This is a genomic window from Streptomyces sp. NPDC015532 (genome assembly GCF_043078065.1).
In the GTDB taxonomy this organism is placed as follows: domain Bacteria; phylum Actinomycetota; class Actinomycetes; order Streptomycetales; family Streptomycetaceae; genus Streptomyces.
Genome location: NZ_JBIBSY010000023.1, coordinates 104,589 through 118,394, shown reverse-complemented (window position 1 = coordinate 118,394; position 13,806 = coordinate 104,589). Strand labels below are relative to the sequence as shown.

Genomic DNA, 13,806 nt, shown 5'->3' with positions numbered 1-13,806 from the left:
AGGGCTGATCACCCCAGCACCGACGAAGGCCCCCGCGACCACACCGGTCACGGGGGCCTTCCCACATCCCGGAACCCACCCGACACCAGCACGTCAACCCAAGGTCAGCGAGACCCGCACCGGCAGATGATCGCTCGGGTACTGACCGTGCAGCGAGAAGGTGTCGACCGACGCCCGGTACGCCTCGACGCCGGGGCTCGCGAGGATCCAGTCGATGCGGTCGCCGTCCGGCGTCAGCGGAGCGTAGCCGTGGAAGGTCGCGTAGGGCCTGCTCCGCCCGGCGGCCGTGTCCCAGGTGTCGGTGAGCCCGGCGCCCAGCAGGATGTCGTAGACCTCGTTCCGGTGCGCGGGCGCGTTGAAGTCGCCGGTCGCCAGGCACGGCAGGGACGGATCGAACTCCGCGATCCGCTCGGCGACGAGAGCGGCGGCCCGTGCCCGCGCGTACTGGCTCGCGTGGTCCAGGTGGGTGTTGAGGACGTGGAACTCCCGTCCGCCGTCCGCCAGATCGCGGAAGCGCACCCAGGTGGCGATGCGGGGCAGCGCGGCGCCCCAGGTGTTCGAGCCGATCACCCTGGGGGTGTCCGAGAGCCAGAACGTGTCGTGTTCCAGCGGGGCCAGACGCCGGGTGTCGTAGAAGAGCGCCACGGACTCGTCCCCGCTGCCGCCCTCCCTGCCGGTGCCGATCCACTCGTAGTGCGGCGCGAGGTCGGCCTGGATGTCGAGCAGTTGCTGGTAGAGGCCTTCCTGGGTGCCGATGACATGAGGCGACCTCCGGCGCAGCAGCGCACGCATCACCGGACGGCGCACCGCCCAGCTGTCGGGCTCCACGGCGCTCGCGAAGCGCAGGTTGTAGGTCATGACGTCGAGACGGGGGCGGGGACGGGGGCGTCGGGTGGCGGAGGCCTGCGCGGTGGTGAGCAAGGGCAGGACGACAGCTGCGGCCACCACGTTTCTGAGCCCCGCGCGGCGGGTCACTCTGCTGGAGTCGGGCACCTGTGCTCCTTCGCTCGCGAGTCAGGATGGGGCGCGCACCACCGGAGGGGAAGAAGAGACGGGGAGAGTCTGTCCCGGACGCTCGGGACAGAATCCCGTCCAGGGTCGCCCGGGACGGGAGTGGACACGGCGGCGTGTCCCGCGGTCCGAGAAGGTGTTGACCCGCGGGAAGCCCGCCGGATAACTTCATTCAACAGATTGTTGATTCCGTACCGCGGAAAACGGGAGAGTGCCGGATGGGCCAGGGTCAGCAGGAGAAGGTGGCGACGAGCCTCTCGGGTGCCGTCACCGAAGCGGTCAGCGCCTCCCTCGCCCCCGTCGACGCCGAGCTGGAGCGCCGCTATCCAGGAGATCCCGGCACCCGGCAGCCCGTCCATACCGTGTACGTCCCCGGAGACGCGTTCGCCGCCGACACCGTCCGCGCCTGGGGGGACCGCGCCCTCGCCGCCCTCGACGAACACGCCCCCGACGCCGCGTCCTTCGCCGCCGTCCTCGGCCTCACCGACGACCTCGCCGAGCCCGTGTACGACCGTGTACGCGCCAAGCTGGAGCGCGAACCCGTAGAAGACCTGCGCGTCGACTTCGAGGACGGCTACGGCCCGCGCCCGGACGCCGAGGAGGACGCGACGGCGGCCCGCGCGGCCCGGCTGATCGCCGAGGCGTACGGGAACGGCACCGCGGCCCCGTACATGGGCATCCGCATGAAATGCATGGAGGCGCCGGTCCGCGACCGGGGCATCCGCACCCTCGACATCTTCCTGACGGGCCTGATGGACGCGGGCGGCCTGCCCGACGGACTCCTCCTCACCCTGCCCAAGGTGACGTACGCGCGGCAGGTCACCGCCATGGTCAGGCTCCTGGAGGAGTTCGAGAAGGCCCGCGGCCTGGCACCGGGCCGGATCGGCTTCGAGATCCAGATCGAGACCAGCCAGTCCATCCTCGCCACGGACGGCACGGCCACCGTCGCCCGCATGATCCAGGCCGCCGAGGGCCGCGCCACCGGACTGCACTACGGCACCTTCGACTACAGCGCCTGCCTCGGCGTCTCCGCCGCCTACCAGGCGAGCGACCACCCGGCCGCCGACCACGCCAAGGCGATCATGCAGGTCGCGGCCGCCGGCACCGGCGTACGCCTCTCGGACGGCTCCACCAACGTCCTGCCCGTCGGCCCCACCGAGAACGTCCACGACGCCTGGCGCCTGCACTACGGCCTCACGCGCCGCGCCCTGGCCCGGGCCTACTACCAGGGCTGGGACATGCACCCCGCCCACATCCCGACCCGCTACGCGGCCGTCTTCGCCTTCTACCGCGAGGGCTTCGAACAGGCCGCCGCCCGCCTCTCCCGCTACGCCGGCCACGCCTCCGGCGACGTCATGGACGAACCCGCCACGGCCAAGGCCCTCAGCGGCTACCTCCTGCGCGGCCTCGACTGCGGCGCCCTGACGCCGACGGAGGTGACCCGGTCGTCGGGCCTGACCCGACAGGAACTGGAGGGGTTCGCGCGGCCGCGGCGGGGGGATCTGACCGTGTCGGGCCAGTAGCGCGCGCGGCCTGGCCGGTGACCCGTCGCGCTGTCGTGGTTCCCGGGAGTCGCGCGTGGGGGGCCTCAGCCGCCTCAGGCGCGCCTTGGGCCGGAGCGGGCGGGTTCCTCTCCCTGTGTGGCCGAAGGCGCGGCCGTCTCTCAGCGCGCCGGCGGCAGTTCCCCCGAGCCACGGGTGATCAGGCGGGTCGGGAGTTCGATGCGTTCCGGGGCGACGAGGCCGCCGTCGAGCTGGCGGAACAGGCGTTCGGCGGCGGTGCGGCCCAGCGCGGCCGCGTCCTGGGCGACGACGGTGACCCCGGGCTCCAGGAGATCGGCGAGCTCGATGTCGTCGAAACCGACGAGGGCGACGGGGCGGCCGCGCTCGGCGATGACCCGGACGACGGTCACGGTGACCCGGTTGTTGCCCGCGAAGACCGCGGTGACGGGGGAGGAGCCGGACAGCATGTCCTCGGCCGCCTTGCGCACCCGCTGCGGATCGGTGACGCCGAGAGACATCCACTCGTCCTCGACCGGTATCCCCGCTCCCTCCATCGCGGCCCGGTAGCCGCGCAGCCGCTCGGCGGCCGTGTGGATGCGGGGCATGTCACCGATGAAGCCGATCCGGCGGTGGCCGTGGGCGATCAGGTGGGCGACACCGTCCCGGGCGCCGCCGAAGCTGTCCGACAGGACGACGTCTGCGTCGATCCGCCCGGCCGGGCGGTCCACGAACACGGTGGCCACGCCCGCCTTGATCTCCGGCTCCAGATAGCGGTGGTCGTCGCCGGCCGGGATGATGACCAGCCCGTCCACACGGCGCGCGCACAGCGCGAGGACCAGTTCCTGCTCGCGGTCCGGGTCCTCCGCGCTGGAACCGTTGATCAGCAGGGCTCCGTGCGCGCGGGCCACCTCCTCGACCGCGCGGCTCAGCGGCCCGTAGAACGGGTCCGCGAGGTCCTCCAGGACCAGCCCGATGCTCGCGGTACGGCCCTTGCGCAGCACCCGGGCGCTGTCGTTGCGGCGGAAGCCCAGCGCCTCGATGGCCTCCTGGACGCGCCGCTCGGTGTCCGGGGTGACGCCGGGCTCACTGTTCACCACGCGGGAGACCGTCTTGAGACCGACTCCCGCACGGGCCGCCACGTCCTTCATCGTCGGACGGTTTCCGTAGCGGTTCTCGGATCGGCGGGTGGTCTCGGCCACGATGTGCTGTCCTGTCCTGTCGTCCACGGGGATGCGTAGGTCCATGGGGTTGTATGAGGATGTGGCGTCGAGCATAGAGCCTGGACAACGTTGTCAGATGCGGGAGACACTGTCCACCGCAATCTCCGGCCTGCGTCTTCCCCAGGGCGCACGGTCCCCGTGGTCCGCCGGCGCACTCCGCGCGGCGAACGGCGGGGCCCGATCCTGAACCTTTCCCGGCCGGAGACCCCGGACCCGCGGCGCGGCGGGCCCGTCACGACACCCCATGGGAGACCTGAAACTGATGCACACCGACCTCGTGGCCGCGCTCGACATCGGCGGCACCAAGATCGCCGGAGCGCTGGTGGACGGCCACGGCCGGATTCTCCTGCGCGCGCAGCGCCCGACGCCGGCCAAGGAGGACGGCGACACCGTCATGGGCGCCGTCGAGGACGTCATCGGTGAGCTCGCGGTCTCCCCGCTGTGGAGCAGGGCCGGAGCCCTGGGTATCGGCAGCGCCGGGCCCGTGGACGCCTCGGCGGGCACGGTGAGCCCGGTGAACGTTCCCGGCTGGCGGGGCTACCCGCTGGTCGAGCGGGCCTCCGAGGCCGCGGGCGGGCTGCCCGTCGAGCTGATCGGCGACGGTGTGGCGATCACCGCGGCCGAACACTGGCAGGGCGCCGCCCGGGGCCACGACAACGCGCTGTGCATGGTGGTGTCCACCGGCGTGGGCGGCGGGCTCGTCCTGGACGGGCAGCTTCACGCGGGTCCCACCGGAAACGCGGGCCACATCGGGCACATCAGTGTCGACCTGGACGGCGATCTGTGCCCCTGCGGCTCCCGGGGCTGCGTCGAGCGCATCGCCAGCGGCCCGAACATCGCCCGCCGTGCGCTGGAGGCAGGCTGGCAGCCCGGTCCCGACGGCGACACCTCGGCCGCCGCGGTCGCCGAAGCGGCCCGCGCCGGTGACCCGGTCGCCGTGGCCTCCTTCGAGCGGGCCGCGCAGGCTCTCGCCGCGGGTATCGCGGCCACCGCCACCCTGGTCGAGATCGACATCGCCGTGATCGGCGGGGGAGTGGGCAAGGCGGGCGACGTGCTCCTCGCACCGCTGCGCCGGGCCCTGGCCGACTACGCCACGCTGTCCTTCGTCCAGCGGCTGACCGTGACGCCCGCGCTGATGGGCACCGACGCCGGGCTGGTCGGCGCGGCCGCGGCGGCGCTCACCCGCAGGTCACGCACGACTGCGGCCCGCGTCTGATCCTTGCCCTCGGGCCCGTGGCGGTGGCGCAGGGCCGAGCAGGTGTTTGGTGCGGGTGGCCCCGGGCCGGGTACGTGTGTGCGCCGGCGTGGTGTCGGGGCCGGTACGCGTGTGCGCCGACGTGGTGTCAGGGCCGGGTACGCGTGTGTGCCGACGTGGTGTCGGGGCCGTCACGCGGGTGGTGCGTGGCCTCGGGTCGGTTACGCGTCTGATCCGGTGGTGTCGGGGCGGGGCTGGTGCTCGGGCCATGTCCGTGGCGCGGATGTCCGGATGAACGTGGCCGGTGCACCGTGACTCCGTCCGGTCTCCGTAGTTGAACCGGGCATGAAGAAGCGCAGCATGCTCGCCATCGCCTCCCTCGCCACCGGGTTCGTCGTCGCGGCGATCACCCCGTCCCACGCCCTGAACGGGGACGCCGTGAGCGAGCTGAACGTCAAGGACACGCTCAGCTCGGTCGACCACACCGTCGGCTCCGACAGCCTGGCGGTCGACGAGGGCGCCCTCGGCGGCCAGAACGGCTGACGGACCACCGCGTCGCGCCGGTGTCCCCGCCTCGGGGGCACCGGCGTCGCCTTTTCGGTGCCCTCATCAGCGGCTGGTTTCCGTGGCAGGGTGGAGCGGGCAAGCCTCAGGGGGCCAACAGAAGAGGGGGAATCGTGATCGTCTGGATCAACGGTGCGTTCGGTGCGGGGAAGACCGCCACCGCACGGGAACTGATCGAGCTGATCCCGAACAGCACGCTCTTCGACCCCGAGGTCGTCGGGGCCACACTCACGCAGCTGCTCCCGGCCAAGCACCTCGCCGAGGTCGGCGACTACCAGGACCTGCCGATCTGGCGCCGGCTCGTGGTCGACACCGCGGCCGCCCTGCTCGCCGAGCTCGGCGGCGTCCTCGTCGTCCCGATGACCCTGCTGCGCCAGGAGTACCGCGACGAGATCTTCGGCGGGCTCGCCGCGCGCCGGATTCCCGTACGCCATGTGCTCCTCGCCCCGGCGGAAACGATCCTGCGGGAGCGAATAGCCGGGCGGCAGGTGCCCCCGGACCTGCCCGACGCCGAGATCCGCGTGCGCCAGTGGTCGTACGACCACATCGAGCCCTACCGGGCCGCGCTCCCCTGGCTGGCGGCCGACGCCCACCCCGTCGACACCAGCGCGCTCACCCCGTACGACACCGCCCTGCGCGTCGCCGAGGCCGTACGCACCGGGGACGCACCCGTGTGCGACATCGTGCAGACTCCCGAACCCACCGCCGAGACGGTCGCCGCCGGAGTGCTCCTCTTCGACGAGAACGACCGGGTCCTGCTCGTCGACCCCACCTACAAGGCGGGATGGGAGTTCCCCGGCGGGGTCGTCGAAACCGGGGAGGCCCCCGCGCGCGCGGGCATGCGCGAGGTCACCGAGGAGACCGGCATCACCCTCGACGAGGTGCCCACGCTGCTCGTCGTCGACTGGGAATCGCCGGCACCGCCCGGCTACGGCGGTCTGCGGCTCCTGTTCGACGGCGGACGCCTCGACGAACAGGCCGTCCGGGGACTCCTGCTGCCGGGCCCGGAACTCCGTGGCTGGCGCTTCGTCACCGAGCAGGAGGCGGCCGACCTGCTGCCGCCCGTGCGCTATGAACGGCTCCGCTGGGCTCTGCGGGCCCGTGAGCGCGGCGCGGCGCTGTACCTGGAGGCCGGAGTGCCGCTCGGCTGACACCGGGCCGTTCCGCCGGTGCGACGGCCTCCGGCACCGTCGCCTCCGTACCGCCGCTTTCATCGCCGTGGTCCCGTCCGCGGACGGGGAGGCGACCTCCACCGAGGCGACCTCCACCGAGGCGACCTCCATCGAGCAGACCTCCACCGAGCCCACCTACAGGGTCCTTCGCGGGATTCGTGTGGTGAACGACCGGACAAGGCAAGGGCCCCTCGCGCACCGGCGAGGGGCCCTTGCCTTGTCCGGGGACGATCAGCTCGCCGCGTAGTTCCGCAGGAACAGCGCCTCGGCGACCGACAGACGCTCCAGCTCGTCCGGCGAGACGCTCTCGTTCACCGCGTGGATCTGCGCCTCCGGCTCGCTCAGGCCGATGAGCAGGATCTCCGTCTCGGGGTACAGCGAGGCCAGCGTGTTGCACAGCGGGATCGAGCCGCCCATGCCCGCCGACTGCATCTCCTGGCCCGGGTAGGCGACGGCCATGGCCTCGGCCATCGACGCGTACGCGGGGCTGGACGTGTCGGCGCGGAACGCCTGGCCCTGCCCGATCCGCTCGGTGCTCACCCGCGCGCCCCACGGCGTGTGCGCCTCGATGTGCGCCTCCAGCAGCTTCGTCGCCTCGACCGCGTCGACGCCCGGCGGCACCCGCAGGCTGATCAGCGCACGGGCACCCGCCTGCACCGACGGCGTCGCGCCGACGACCGGCGGACAGTCGATCCCCAGCACCGTGACGGCCGGACGCGCCCAGACCCGGTCGGCGACCGTACCGGAGCCGATCAGCTCCACGCCGTCGAGCACCTTGGCGTCCTCACGGAACGCCTGCTCCTCGTACTGAAGCCCGTCCCACGCGGCCTCGTCCGCCAGGCCGTCCACGGTCGTCGAACCGTCCTTCGACCGCAGCGAGTCCAGGACGCGGATCAGCGCGGCCAGCGCGTCGGGCGCCGCACCACCGAACTGGCCCGAGTGCAGGTTCCCTTCGAGGGTGTCCACCTGCACCCGTACGAGGGTCATGCCGCGCAGGGTCGCGGTGACCGTCGGCAGGCCCGCCCGGAAGTTGCCGGCGTCGCCGATGACGATGGTGTCGGCGGTCAGCAGCTCCGGGTGCTCCTCGGCGTACCGCTCCAGGCCGCCGGTGCCCTGCTCCTCCGAACCCTCGACGATGACCTTGACGTGCACCGGAATGCCGCCGTTCGCCTTCAGGGCACGCAGCGCCAGCAGGTGCATGACGACGCCGCCCTTGCAGTCGGCGCTGCCCCGTCCGTACCAGCGGCCGTCGCGCTCCACCAGCTCGAACGGAGGCGTCGTCCAGGCCGCTTCGTCCAGCGGCGGCTGCACGTCGTAGTGCGCGTACAGCAGGACCGTCTTCGCGCCCTCGGGGCCCGGCAGGTAGCCGTACACCGACTGAGTGCCGTCCGGCGTGTCCAGCAGGGCCACGTCCTGGAAGCCCTCGGAGCGCAGCGCGTCGGCGATCCAGCCGGCGGCGCCCTCGCTCTCGCTCCTCGGATACTGGTCGAAGTCCGCCACCGACCTGAAAGCCACCAGCTCGGTGAGCTCCGCCTTGGCCCGGGGCATGAGCGAGGCGACGGTCTCGGCGACCGGATTCGACGACATGGGCACGCTCCTTGTAGGTGCGACGTTGTACTTCTGTGTACAGATGATCGAGTGATGCGGACTGGTGTACAGGACGCATCCGTTGCCGATCCTCCCACAGCGGCCTGCGGTGATGCCCGCCGTAGGATGCGGGGGACAGGTGCGGCAGACGGCTGGACTGGGAGCAGTAGACCAACGTGAGCAGCGAGAACTCTTCGGCGGACGACGAGCGGCGTACGGCGGACGACGAACAGCGGGTGTGGGACGTCGTGGTCGTCGGTGGAGGGCCGGCGGGCGCCTCGGCCGCCTACGCGGCAGCGGTCGCGGGACGCAGCGTCCTGCTGCTGGAGAAAGCCGAACTGCCCCGCTACAAAACATGCGGAGGCGGCATCATCGGCCCCTCGCGCGACGCACTGCCCCCCGGCTTCGAGCTGCCGTTCAGGGACCGGGTGCACGCGGTCACCTTCTCGATGGACGGCAAGTTCGCCCGCACCCGGCGGTCCCGGCACATGCTGTTCGGGCTGATCAACCGCCCGGAGTTCGACCAGCAGCTCGTCGAGTTCGCGCAGAAGGCGGGCGCCGAGCTGCGTACGGGTGCCACGGTCTCGCGCGTCGAACAGCACGGTTCGGCCGTGCCGGACCGGCGCACCGTCGCCGTGGTCCTTCAGGGCGGCGAGACGGTCCTGGCGCGGGCGGTGGTGGGTGCCGACGGCAGTGCCAGCCGGATAGGAGCACACGTCGGTGTGAAGCTCGACCAGGTCGATCTCGGTCTGGAGGCCGAGATCCCGGTGCCGGAGACGGTCGCCGAGGACTGGCGGGGGCGTGTCCTGATCGACTGGGGCCCCATGCCCGGCAGTTACGGATGGGTCTTCCCCAAGGGGGACACGCTCACCGTCGGCGTGATCTCCGCGCGCGGCGAAGGTGCCGCCACCAAGAGGTACTTGGAGGACTTCATCGCCCGGCTCGGCTTGGCCGGCTTCGAACCGTCCATCTCCTCGGGCCACTTGACGCGCTGCCGCGCCGAGGACTCGCCGCTGTCGCGCGGCCGGGTGCTCGTCTGCGGCGACGCGGCGGGACTGCTCGAACCCTGGACCCGTGAGGGCATCTCGTTCGCGCTGCGCTCCGGGCGGCTCGCGGGCGAGTGGGCCGTGCGGATCGCCGAGGCGCACGACGCCGTCGACGCGCGGCGCCAGGCACTGAACTACGCCTTCGCGATCAAGGCGGGGCTCGGTGTCGAGATGAGCGTCGGCAAGCGCCTGCTCGGTGCCTTCGAGCGTCGCCCCGGCATGTTCCACGCCGGGCTCACCGGCGTGCGCCCGGTGTGGAAGGCCTTCACCGGGATCACCCGCGGCTCCACCACGCTCGGGGAGATCATCCGGAACCACCCGACGGTCGGTCGGGCCCTGACCGCCCTCGACCGCCGGCCCCGGGTGGCGGAAGGCGCTGAGGGCTAGCCCAAGGACCTGTCCTGTCCCGGGACTCGTCCTAGGACCCTAGGACGAGTCCCGGGACTGTCGGACCATCCCCGGGACCTGTGCGACGCTTCCCGTCGTCGCCCGAAGGTGACGCGCAACGGACGGGAAGCGTCGGACAGGCCCCTGAGGGCATGGCCGGTGTCAGCTCGTGACCGTGATCCGGAAGACCGGGTGGTCGGGGGCGATGCGACGCAGCTCCTCGTCCGACGAGTCGGGGCCGACGCCGCCGAAGAACACACCGACCTCGGCCTTCCAGCGCTTGAGATAGGCGCGCAGCAGCGGCACCTTGTCGTCGTCGGTCACCTCCACGGCGGTGAAGGTGTCGACCTTCTTGCCGAGGCGCAGCTCGCCCCCGCCGGCCGCCCGCATGTTGTGCGTCCACTGGACATGGCCGCGGGGTGCGACGAGGTACTGCTCACCGTCCACGGTGAGCAGATTGACCGGGGTCGTCCGCCACTCGCCGCTCTTGCGGCCCCGGACGGCCAGGACGCGTGAACCCCAGACGCTGAGGCCGCGCCGGGTGATCCAGGCCACGGCACGGTTGAAGACGTTGACGGTGAACCAGCCGGGCTTCTGGACGTGTGTGGACACGGTTACCTCTCGGGGCGTGTGATGAGAGCGCCGATCTGTTTTGTGAGCACCGCTCTCGCTTGAGAGGAGTCTGCATCGGATCGGTGATCCAATGCAAGAGCAGTGCTCTCGTTTTTGTTCGCCGCTCTCGTTTGTAGCTGCCGATCACGAAGCGGAGCATCGATCCACTTTCAGATCGCTGCTCTCGTTTGTGTGCACTGCTCTGAAAACGTGGGACACTGCACCGTATGAGTACCGCGCGAGGGGCACGTGCCCGAGCCAGGATCGAGGTCACGGCGGCCATCAAGGACGAGGCGCGCAGACAGCTCGCCGCTGAGGGTGCCGCCAAGCTCTCCCTGCGGGCCGTCGCCCGCGAGCTCGGCATGGTCTCCTCCGCGCTCTACCGGTACTTCCCCAGCCGGGACGACCTGTTGACCGCGCTCATCATCGACGCCTACGACTCCCTGGGCGAGGCGGCCGAGTCCGCGCACGCCGAGGTCGCGGCCTCCGGTCCCCGCGAGCGCTGGATCGCCGTGTGCGCGGCGGCGCGACGCTGGGCGCTGGAGCATCCGCACGAGTACGCGCTCATCTACGGTTCGCCCGTCCCCGGGTACGTCGCACCGCAGGAGACCGTGCCGGCCGCCTCCCGGGTCGGACTGCTCCTGATCGGCGTCGTCCGCGACGCGTACCGGGGCAAGGGCCTGGCCCGTACGCCGCTGTCCGTCGCGCTGAAGGACGAGGCACGGCGGATGGCCGCCGACCTCGCGCCCGATCTGCCGCCCGAGGTGGTGGTGGCGCTGGTGGCCTCGTGGGCACAGCTCTACGGGCTGATCGGGTTCGAACTGTTCGGCCAGTTCAACCGGGTCGTGGACGACCGCGAGCCGTTCTTCCGGCACGCCGTGGGACGGCTCGCCCACGAGGTGGGTCTCGTGTACCCGGAGCCGGGCGAGACCGCCGCCGGGTCGCCTCCGGCGTAGACCAGGTCGGTTCCCGGCGTTGACCGGGTCGTCCGCGGTGCGGCTCGGGTCGCCTTCGGCGTGGACGGGGACGTTTTCGGCGTTGACCGGGCTGGCCGTCCTCGGCGCGGCTTGGGTCGCCCTTCGGCGTGGGCGGGGCCGGTTTTGGCGTTGACCGGGCTGGCCGTCCTCGGTGCGGCCCGGGGTGTCATCGGCATGGGGCGGGTCGTGGGTCGCCCCGGTGTGGGCCTGGCCTCGGCGCGTCGTACTCCGTGGGGAGTACGGGTGATCACCTCGCCCGGCGGACGCCGCGGCGGCGGTCGGCCGTCTAGCGTGACGGCCATGGAAGAGCAGCACACACCCGCGGCACCGGCGTGGGGCGGTCCATCGCGATGGTGGCACGGGCCGCACGGACGGGACCGCTGGGACGACGAGGGGCGCCGCGCGCGATGGCCGTGGCGCTCCACGCTGCTGCTGACCGCCTTCGTGCTCATCGGCTCCACCTTCGCGGCCCACGCCCAGCACGGCGACCGGCTCGCGCTGGACCCCTTCGCCCGGGCGCTCCTCGTGGTGGGCTCCGGCCTGCTGCTCTGGCGCCTGCGCCACCCCGTGTTCGTCGTGTTCGGCACGGCCGCGGTCGCCCTGGTCTACGTGGCCGCGGGATATCCCTACGGGCCGGTCTTCCTCCCCGTCGCGGTGGGCTGCTTCAGCGCCGTGATCGCCGGGCACCGCAGAGCTGCCTGGACGGCGCTCGGCCTGCTGTGGGCGGGGCACCTCCTGGTCGCCCACTGGCTGTACGGCCGGCTGCCGCCGACGGGCGACCACCCTCCGTCGTGGATGCAGGAGATCGGCATCGCCACCTGGGTCGTGGCGGTGGTGGCGCTGTCGGAACTGGTACGCGTGCGTCGTGAGCAGTGGAGCCGTGAGCGGGCCGAGCGCGCGCAGGCCGCCCGGCGGCGCGCCGACGAGGAACGGCTGCGGATCGCCCGCGAACTGCACGACGTACTGGCGCACAGCATCTCGGTGATCAACGTCCAGGCGGGCGTCGGCCTCGCGCTCCTCGACTCCGACCCCGAACAGGCGCGTACGGCGCTCACCACCATCAAGGCGGCCAGCAAGGAGGCCCTCGGCGAGGTCCGGCAAGTGCTCGACACCCTGAGGACACCGGGGGAGGCGCCGCGCGCGCCCGCTCCCGGGCTCGACCGGCTTCCCGAACTGGTCGAGCAGGCGGCGAGCGCCGGTCTCACGGTCGAGATCGAGGGTGAGGTCCCGGCACCGGCGCCCGGCACGGACCTCGCCGCGTTCCGCATCGTCCAGGAAGCGCTCACCAATGTAGTACGGCATTCGGGGTCGCGCCGGGCACGGGTGCGGTTCGATCACGAGCGGGGCGTGCTGAGGCTGCGGATCGACGACGACGGTCCGGCCACCGGCGCGGACGCGGGCGGAAGCGGCAACGGGCTCGCGGGCATGCGCGAGCGGGCGGCCGCGCTGGGTGGCACGATCGAGGCCGGTCCGCGCGACGACGGAGGGTTCCGGGTGCTGGCCGTACTGCCGTGGAAGGCCAAGGAGGAGAACCGGTGATCCGCGTACTGCTCGCCGACGACCAGTCATTGGTCAGAGCCGGCTTCAAGGCGCTGCTCGACGCGCAGCTGGACATCGAGGTGGCCGGGGAGGCCGCCGACGGCGAGGAGGCGGTGCGCGCGGTCCGCGAACTGCGCCCGGATGTCGTCCTGATGGACATCCGGATGCCCGTGCTGGACGGCCTCGCCGCCACGCGCCGCATCACCGGTGACGCGGCTCTCGGGGACGTGAAGGTGGTCATGCTCACCACGTTCGAGCTGGACGAATACGTCTTCGAGGCCCTCCGCTCCGGTGCTTCCGGCTTTCTGGTCAAGGACACCGAGCCCGATGAACTGCTGCGCGCGGTACGGGCGGTGGTCGAGGGCGACGCCCTGCTCTCGCCCGGGGTGACGCGCCGGCTGATCTCCGAGTTCGCGGCGCGCTCGAAGGAGCCCGGGTCGGCCGAGACCCTGGCCGAACTCACCGAGCGGGAAAGGGAGGTGATGGCGCTGGTCGGCATCGGGCTCTCGAACGACGAGATCGCCCGCCGCCTGGTCGTCAGCCCGCTCACGGCCAAGACCCATGTCAGCCGGACGATGGTGAAGCTCGGGGCACGCGACCGCGCCCAACTGGTGGTGCTCGCCTACGAGTCGGGGTTGGTGCGGCCCGGCTGGCTGGGCTGAGGCAGGGCAGGCCCCTGCCGGAAGCGGAACAGTACGGTGGCGACCCGCAGCGCGAAGAGGACGGTGGCCAGGATGCCGCCCACGGTCATGAGCGCGTGCACCGCGCCGGACGACAGGTCCAGGAAGAGAGCGGGCCCGGTGACCACCCCGAAGGCGACCGCCGCCACGAACACCGCGCTGGCCAGGGCGTATCCGATCTCGACGGTGACGGCGTCGCGCTGTGCCTGGGTCCGTCCCCCACCCGTAGCTCCCGTACTGCCGCCGTAACCGCCCGCGTTTCCACCGTTGTTCCTCATGGTCCGAGTCAACAGCCGTGCGCCCGGCGGGGCAAG

13 protein-coding genes are annotated in these 13,806 nt (G+C 72.1%); 8 read left to right on the top strand and 5 right to left on the bottom strand.

The features are described 5' to 3' along the window. Window positions 1-93 precede the first annotated feature (93 nt). Complete coding sequence (locus tag ACF07B_RS40135) at window positions 94-993, bottom strand: endonuclease/exonuclease/phosphatase family protein (RefSeq protein ID WP_392182580.1); 900 nt, start codon at window positions 991-993, stop codon at window positions 94-96. Between the two features lie 236 nt (window positions 994-1,229). On the opposite strand from ACF07B_RS40135, the gene ACF07B_RS40130 reads away from it, so the two are divergent. After that, a complete protein-coding gene (locus ACF07B_RS40130) occupies window positions 1,230-2,534 on the top strand; it encodes a DUF6986 family protein (protein WP_392182579.1) in 1,305 nt (434 codons plus the stop codon). A gap of 140 nt (window positions 2,535-2,674) precedes the next feature. On the opposite strand, the gene ACF07B_RS40125 is transcribed toward ACF07B_RS40130, so the two are convergent. After that, a complete protein-coding gene (locus tag ACF07B_RS40125) occupies window positions 2,675-3,757 on the bottom strand; it encodes a LacI family DNA-binding transcriptional regulator (RefSeq protein ID WP_392182578.1) in 1,083 nt (360 codons plus the stop codon). 238 nt (window positions 3,758-3,995) lie between these two features. Here ACF07B_RS40125 and ACF07B_RS40120 point away from each other — a divergent pair, with 238 nt between their 5' ends. From ACF07B_RS40120 to ACF07B_RS40110, 3 genes are all read left to right on the top strand, one after another. Continuing rightward, complete coding sequence (locus ACF07B_RS40120) at window positions 3,996-4,949, top strand: ROK family protein (protein WP_392182584.1); 954 nt, start codon at window positions 3,996-3,998, stop codon at window positions 4,947-4,949. A gap of 324 nt (window positions 4,950-5,273) precedes the next feature. Then, window positions 5,274-5,471 (top strand): hypothetical protein, encoded by a 198-nt coding sequence (locus ACF07B_RS40115; protein WP_369481576.1) that lies wholly within the window; start codon window positions 5,274-5,276, stop codon window positions 5,469-5,471. A 131-nt stretch (window positions 5,472-5,602) separates the two neighbouring features. After that, a complete protein-coding gene (locus tag ACF07B_RS40110; protein WP_392182583.1) occupies window positions 5,603-6,643 on the top strand; it encodes an NUDIX domain-containing protein in 1,041 nt (346 codons plus the stop codon). Window positions 6,644-6,895: 252 nt separating this feature from the next. Here the strand turns inward: ACF07B_RS40110 and ACF07B_RS40105 are convergent, their stop codons facing one another. After that, window positions 6,896-8,251, bottom strand: a complete 1,356-nt coding sequence (locus ACF07B_RS40105) for a dipeptidase (protein ID WP_369481577.1) — start codon at window positions 8,249-8,251, stop codon at window positions 6,896-6,898. 176 nt (window positions 8,252-8,427) lie between these two features. On the opposite strand from ACF07B_RS40105, the gene ACF07B_RS40100 reads away from it, so the two are divergent. After that, entirely contained in the window at window positions 8,428-9,684 is a 1,257-nt protein-coding gene (locus ACF07B_RS40100; protein WP_392182577.1) for a geranylgeranyl reductase family protein, read from the top strand. Window positions 9,685-9,846: 162 nt separating this feature from the next. Here the strand turns inward: ACF07B_RS40100 and ACF07B_RS40095 are convergent, their stop codons facing one another. Continuing rightward, window positions 9,847-10,296: a nitroreductase family deazaflavin-dependent oxidoreductase gene (locus ACF07B_RS40095; protein WP_362408571.1), complete on the bottom strand. Its 450-nt coding sequence runs from the start codon at window positions 10,294-10,296 to the stop codon at window positions 9,847-9,849. Window positions 10,297-10,523: 227 nt separating this feature from the next. Between ACF07B_RS40095 and ACF07B_RS40090 the strand changes: the two genes are divergently transcribed. The 3 genes from ACF07B_RS40090 (at window position 10,524) to ACF07B_RS40080 (ending at window position 13,474) form a co-directional block, all read left to right on the top strand. After that, window positions 10,524-11,252, top strand: a complete 729-nt coding sequence (locus ACF07B_RS40090) for a TetR/AcrR family transcriptional regulator (protein WP_392182576.1) — start codon at window positions 10,524-10,526, stop codon at window positions 11,250-11,252. 321 nt (window positions 11,253-11,573) lie between these two features. Next, complete coding sequence (locus ACF07B_RS40085) at window positions 11,574-12,812, top strand: sensor histidine kinase (protein ID WP_392182575.1); 1,239 nt, start codon at window positions 11,574-11,576, stop codon at window positions 12,810-12,812. After that, a complete protein-coding gene (locus ACF07B_RS40080) occupies window positions 12,809-13,474 on the top strand; it encodes a response regulator (RefSeq protein WP_392182574.1) in 666 nt (221 codons plus the stop codon). Before ACF07B_RS40085 ends, ACF07B_RS40080 begins: the two co-directional genes overlap by 4 nt. Here the strand turns inward: ACF07B_RS40080 and ACF07B_RS40075 are convergent. Next, window positions 13,435-13,770 carry a DUF6332 family protein gene (locus ACF07B_RS40075; protein WP_392182573.1) on the bottom strand — a complete coding sequence of 112 codons (336 nt, stop codon included), beginning with the start codon at window positions 13,768-13,770 and terminating at the stop codon, window positions 13,435-13,437. The genes ACF07B_RS40080 and ACF07B_RS40075 overlap by 40 nt on opposite strands. Window positions 13,771-13,806: the final 36 nt, after the last annotated feature.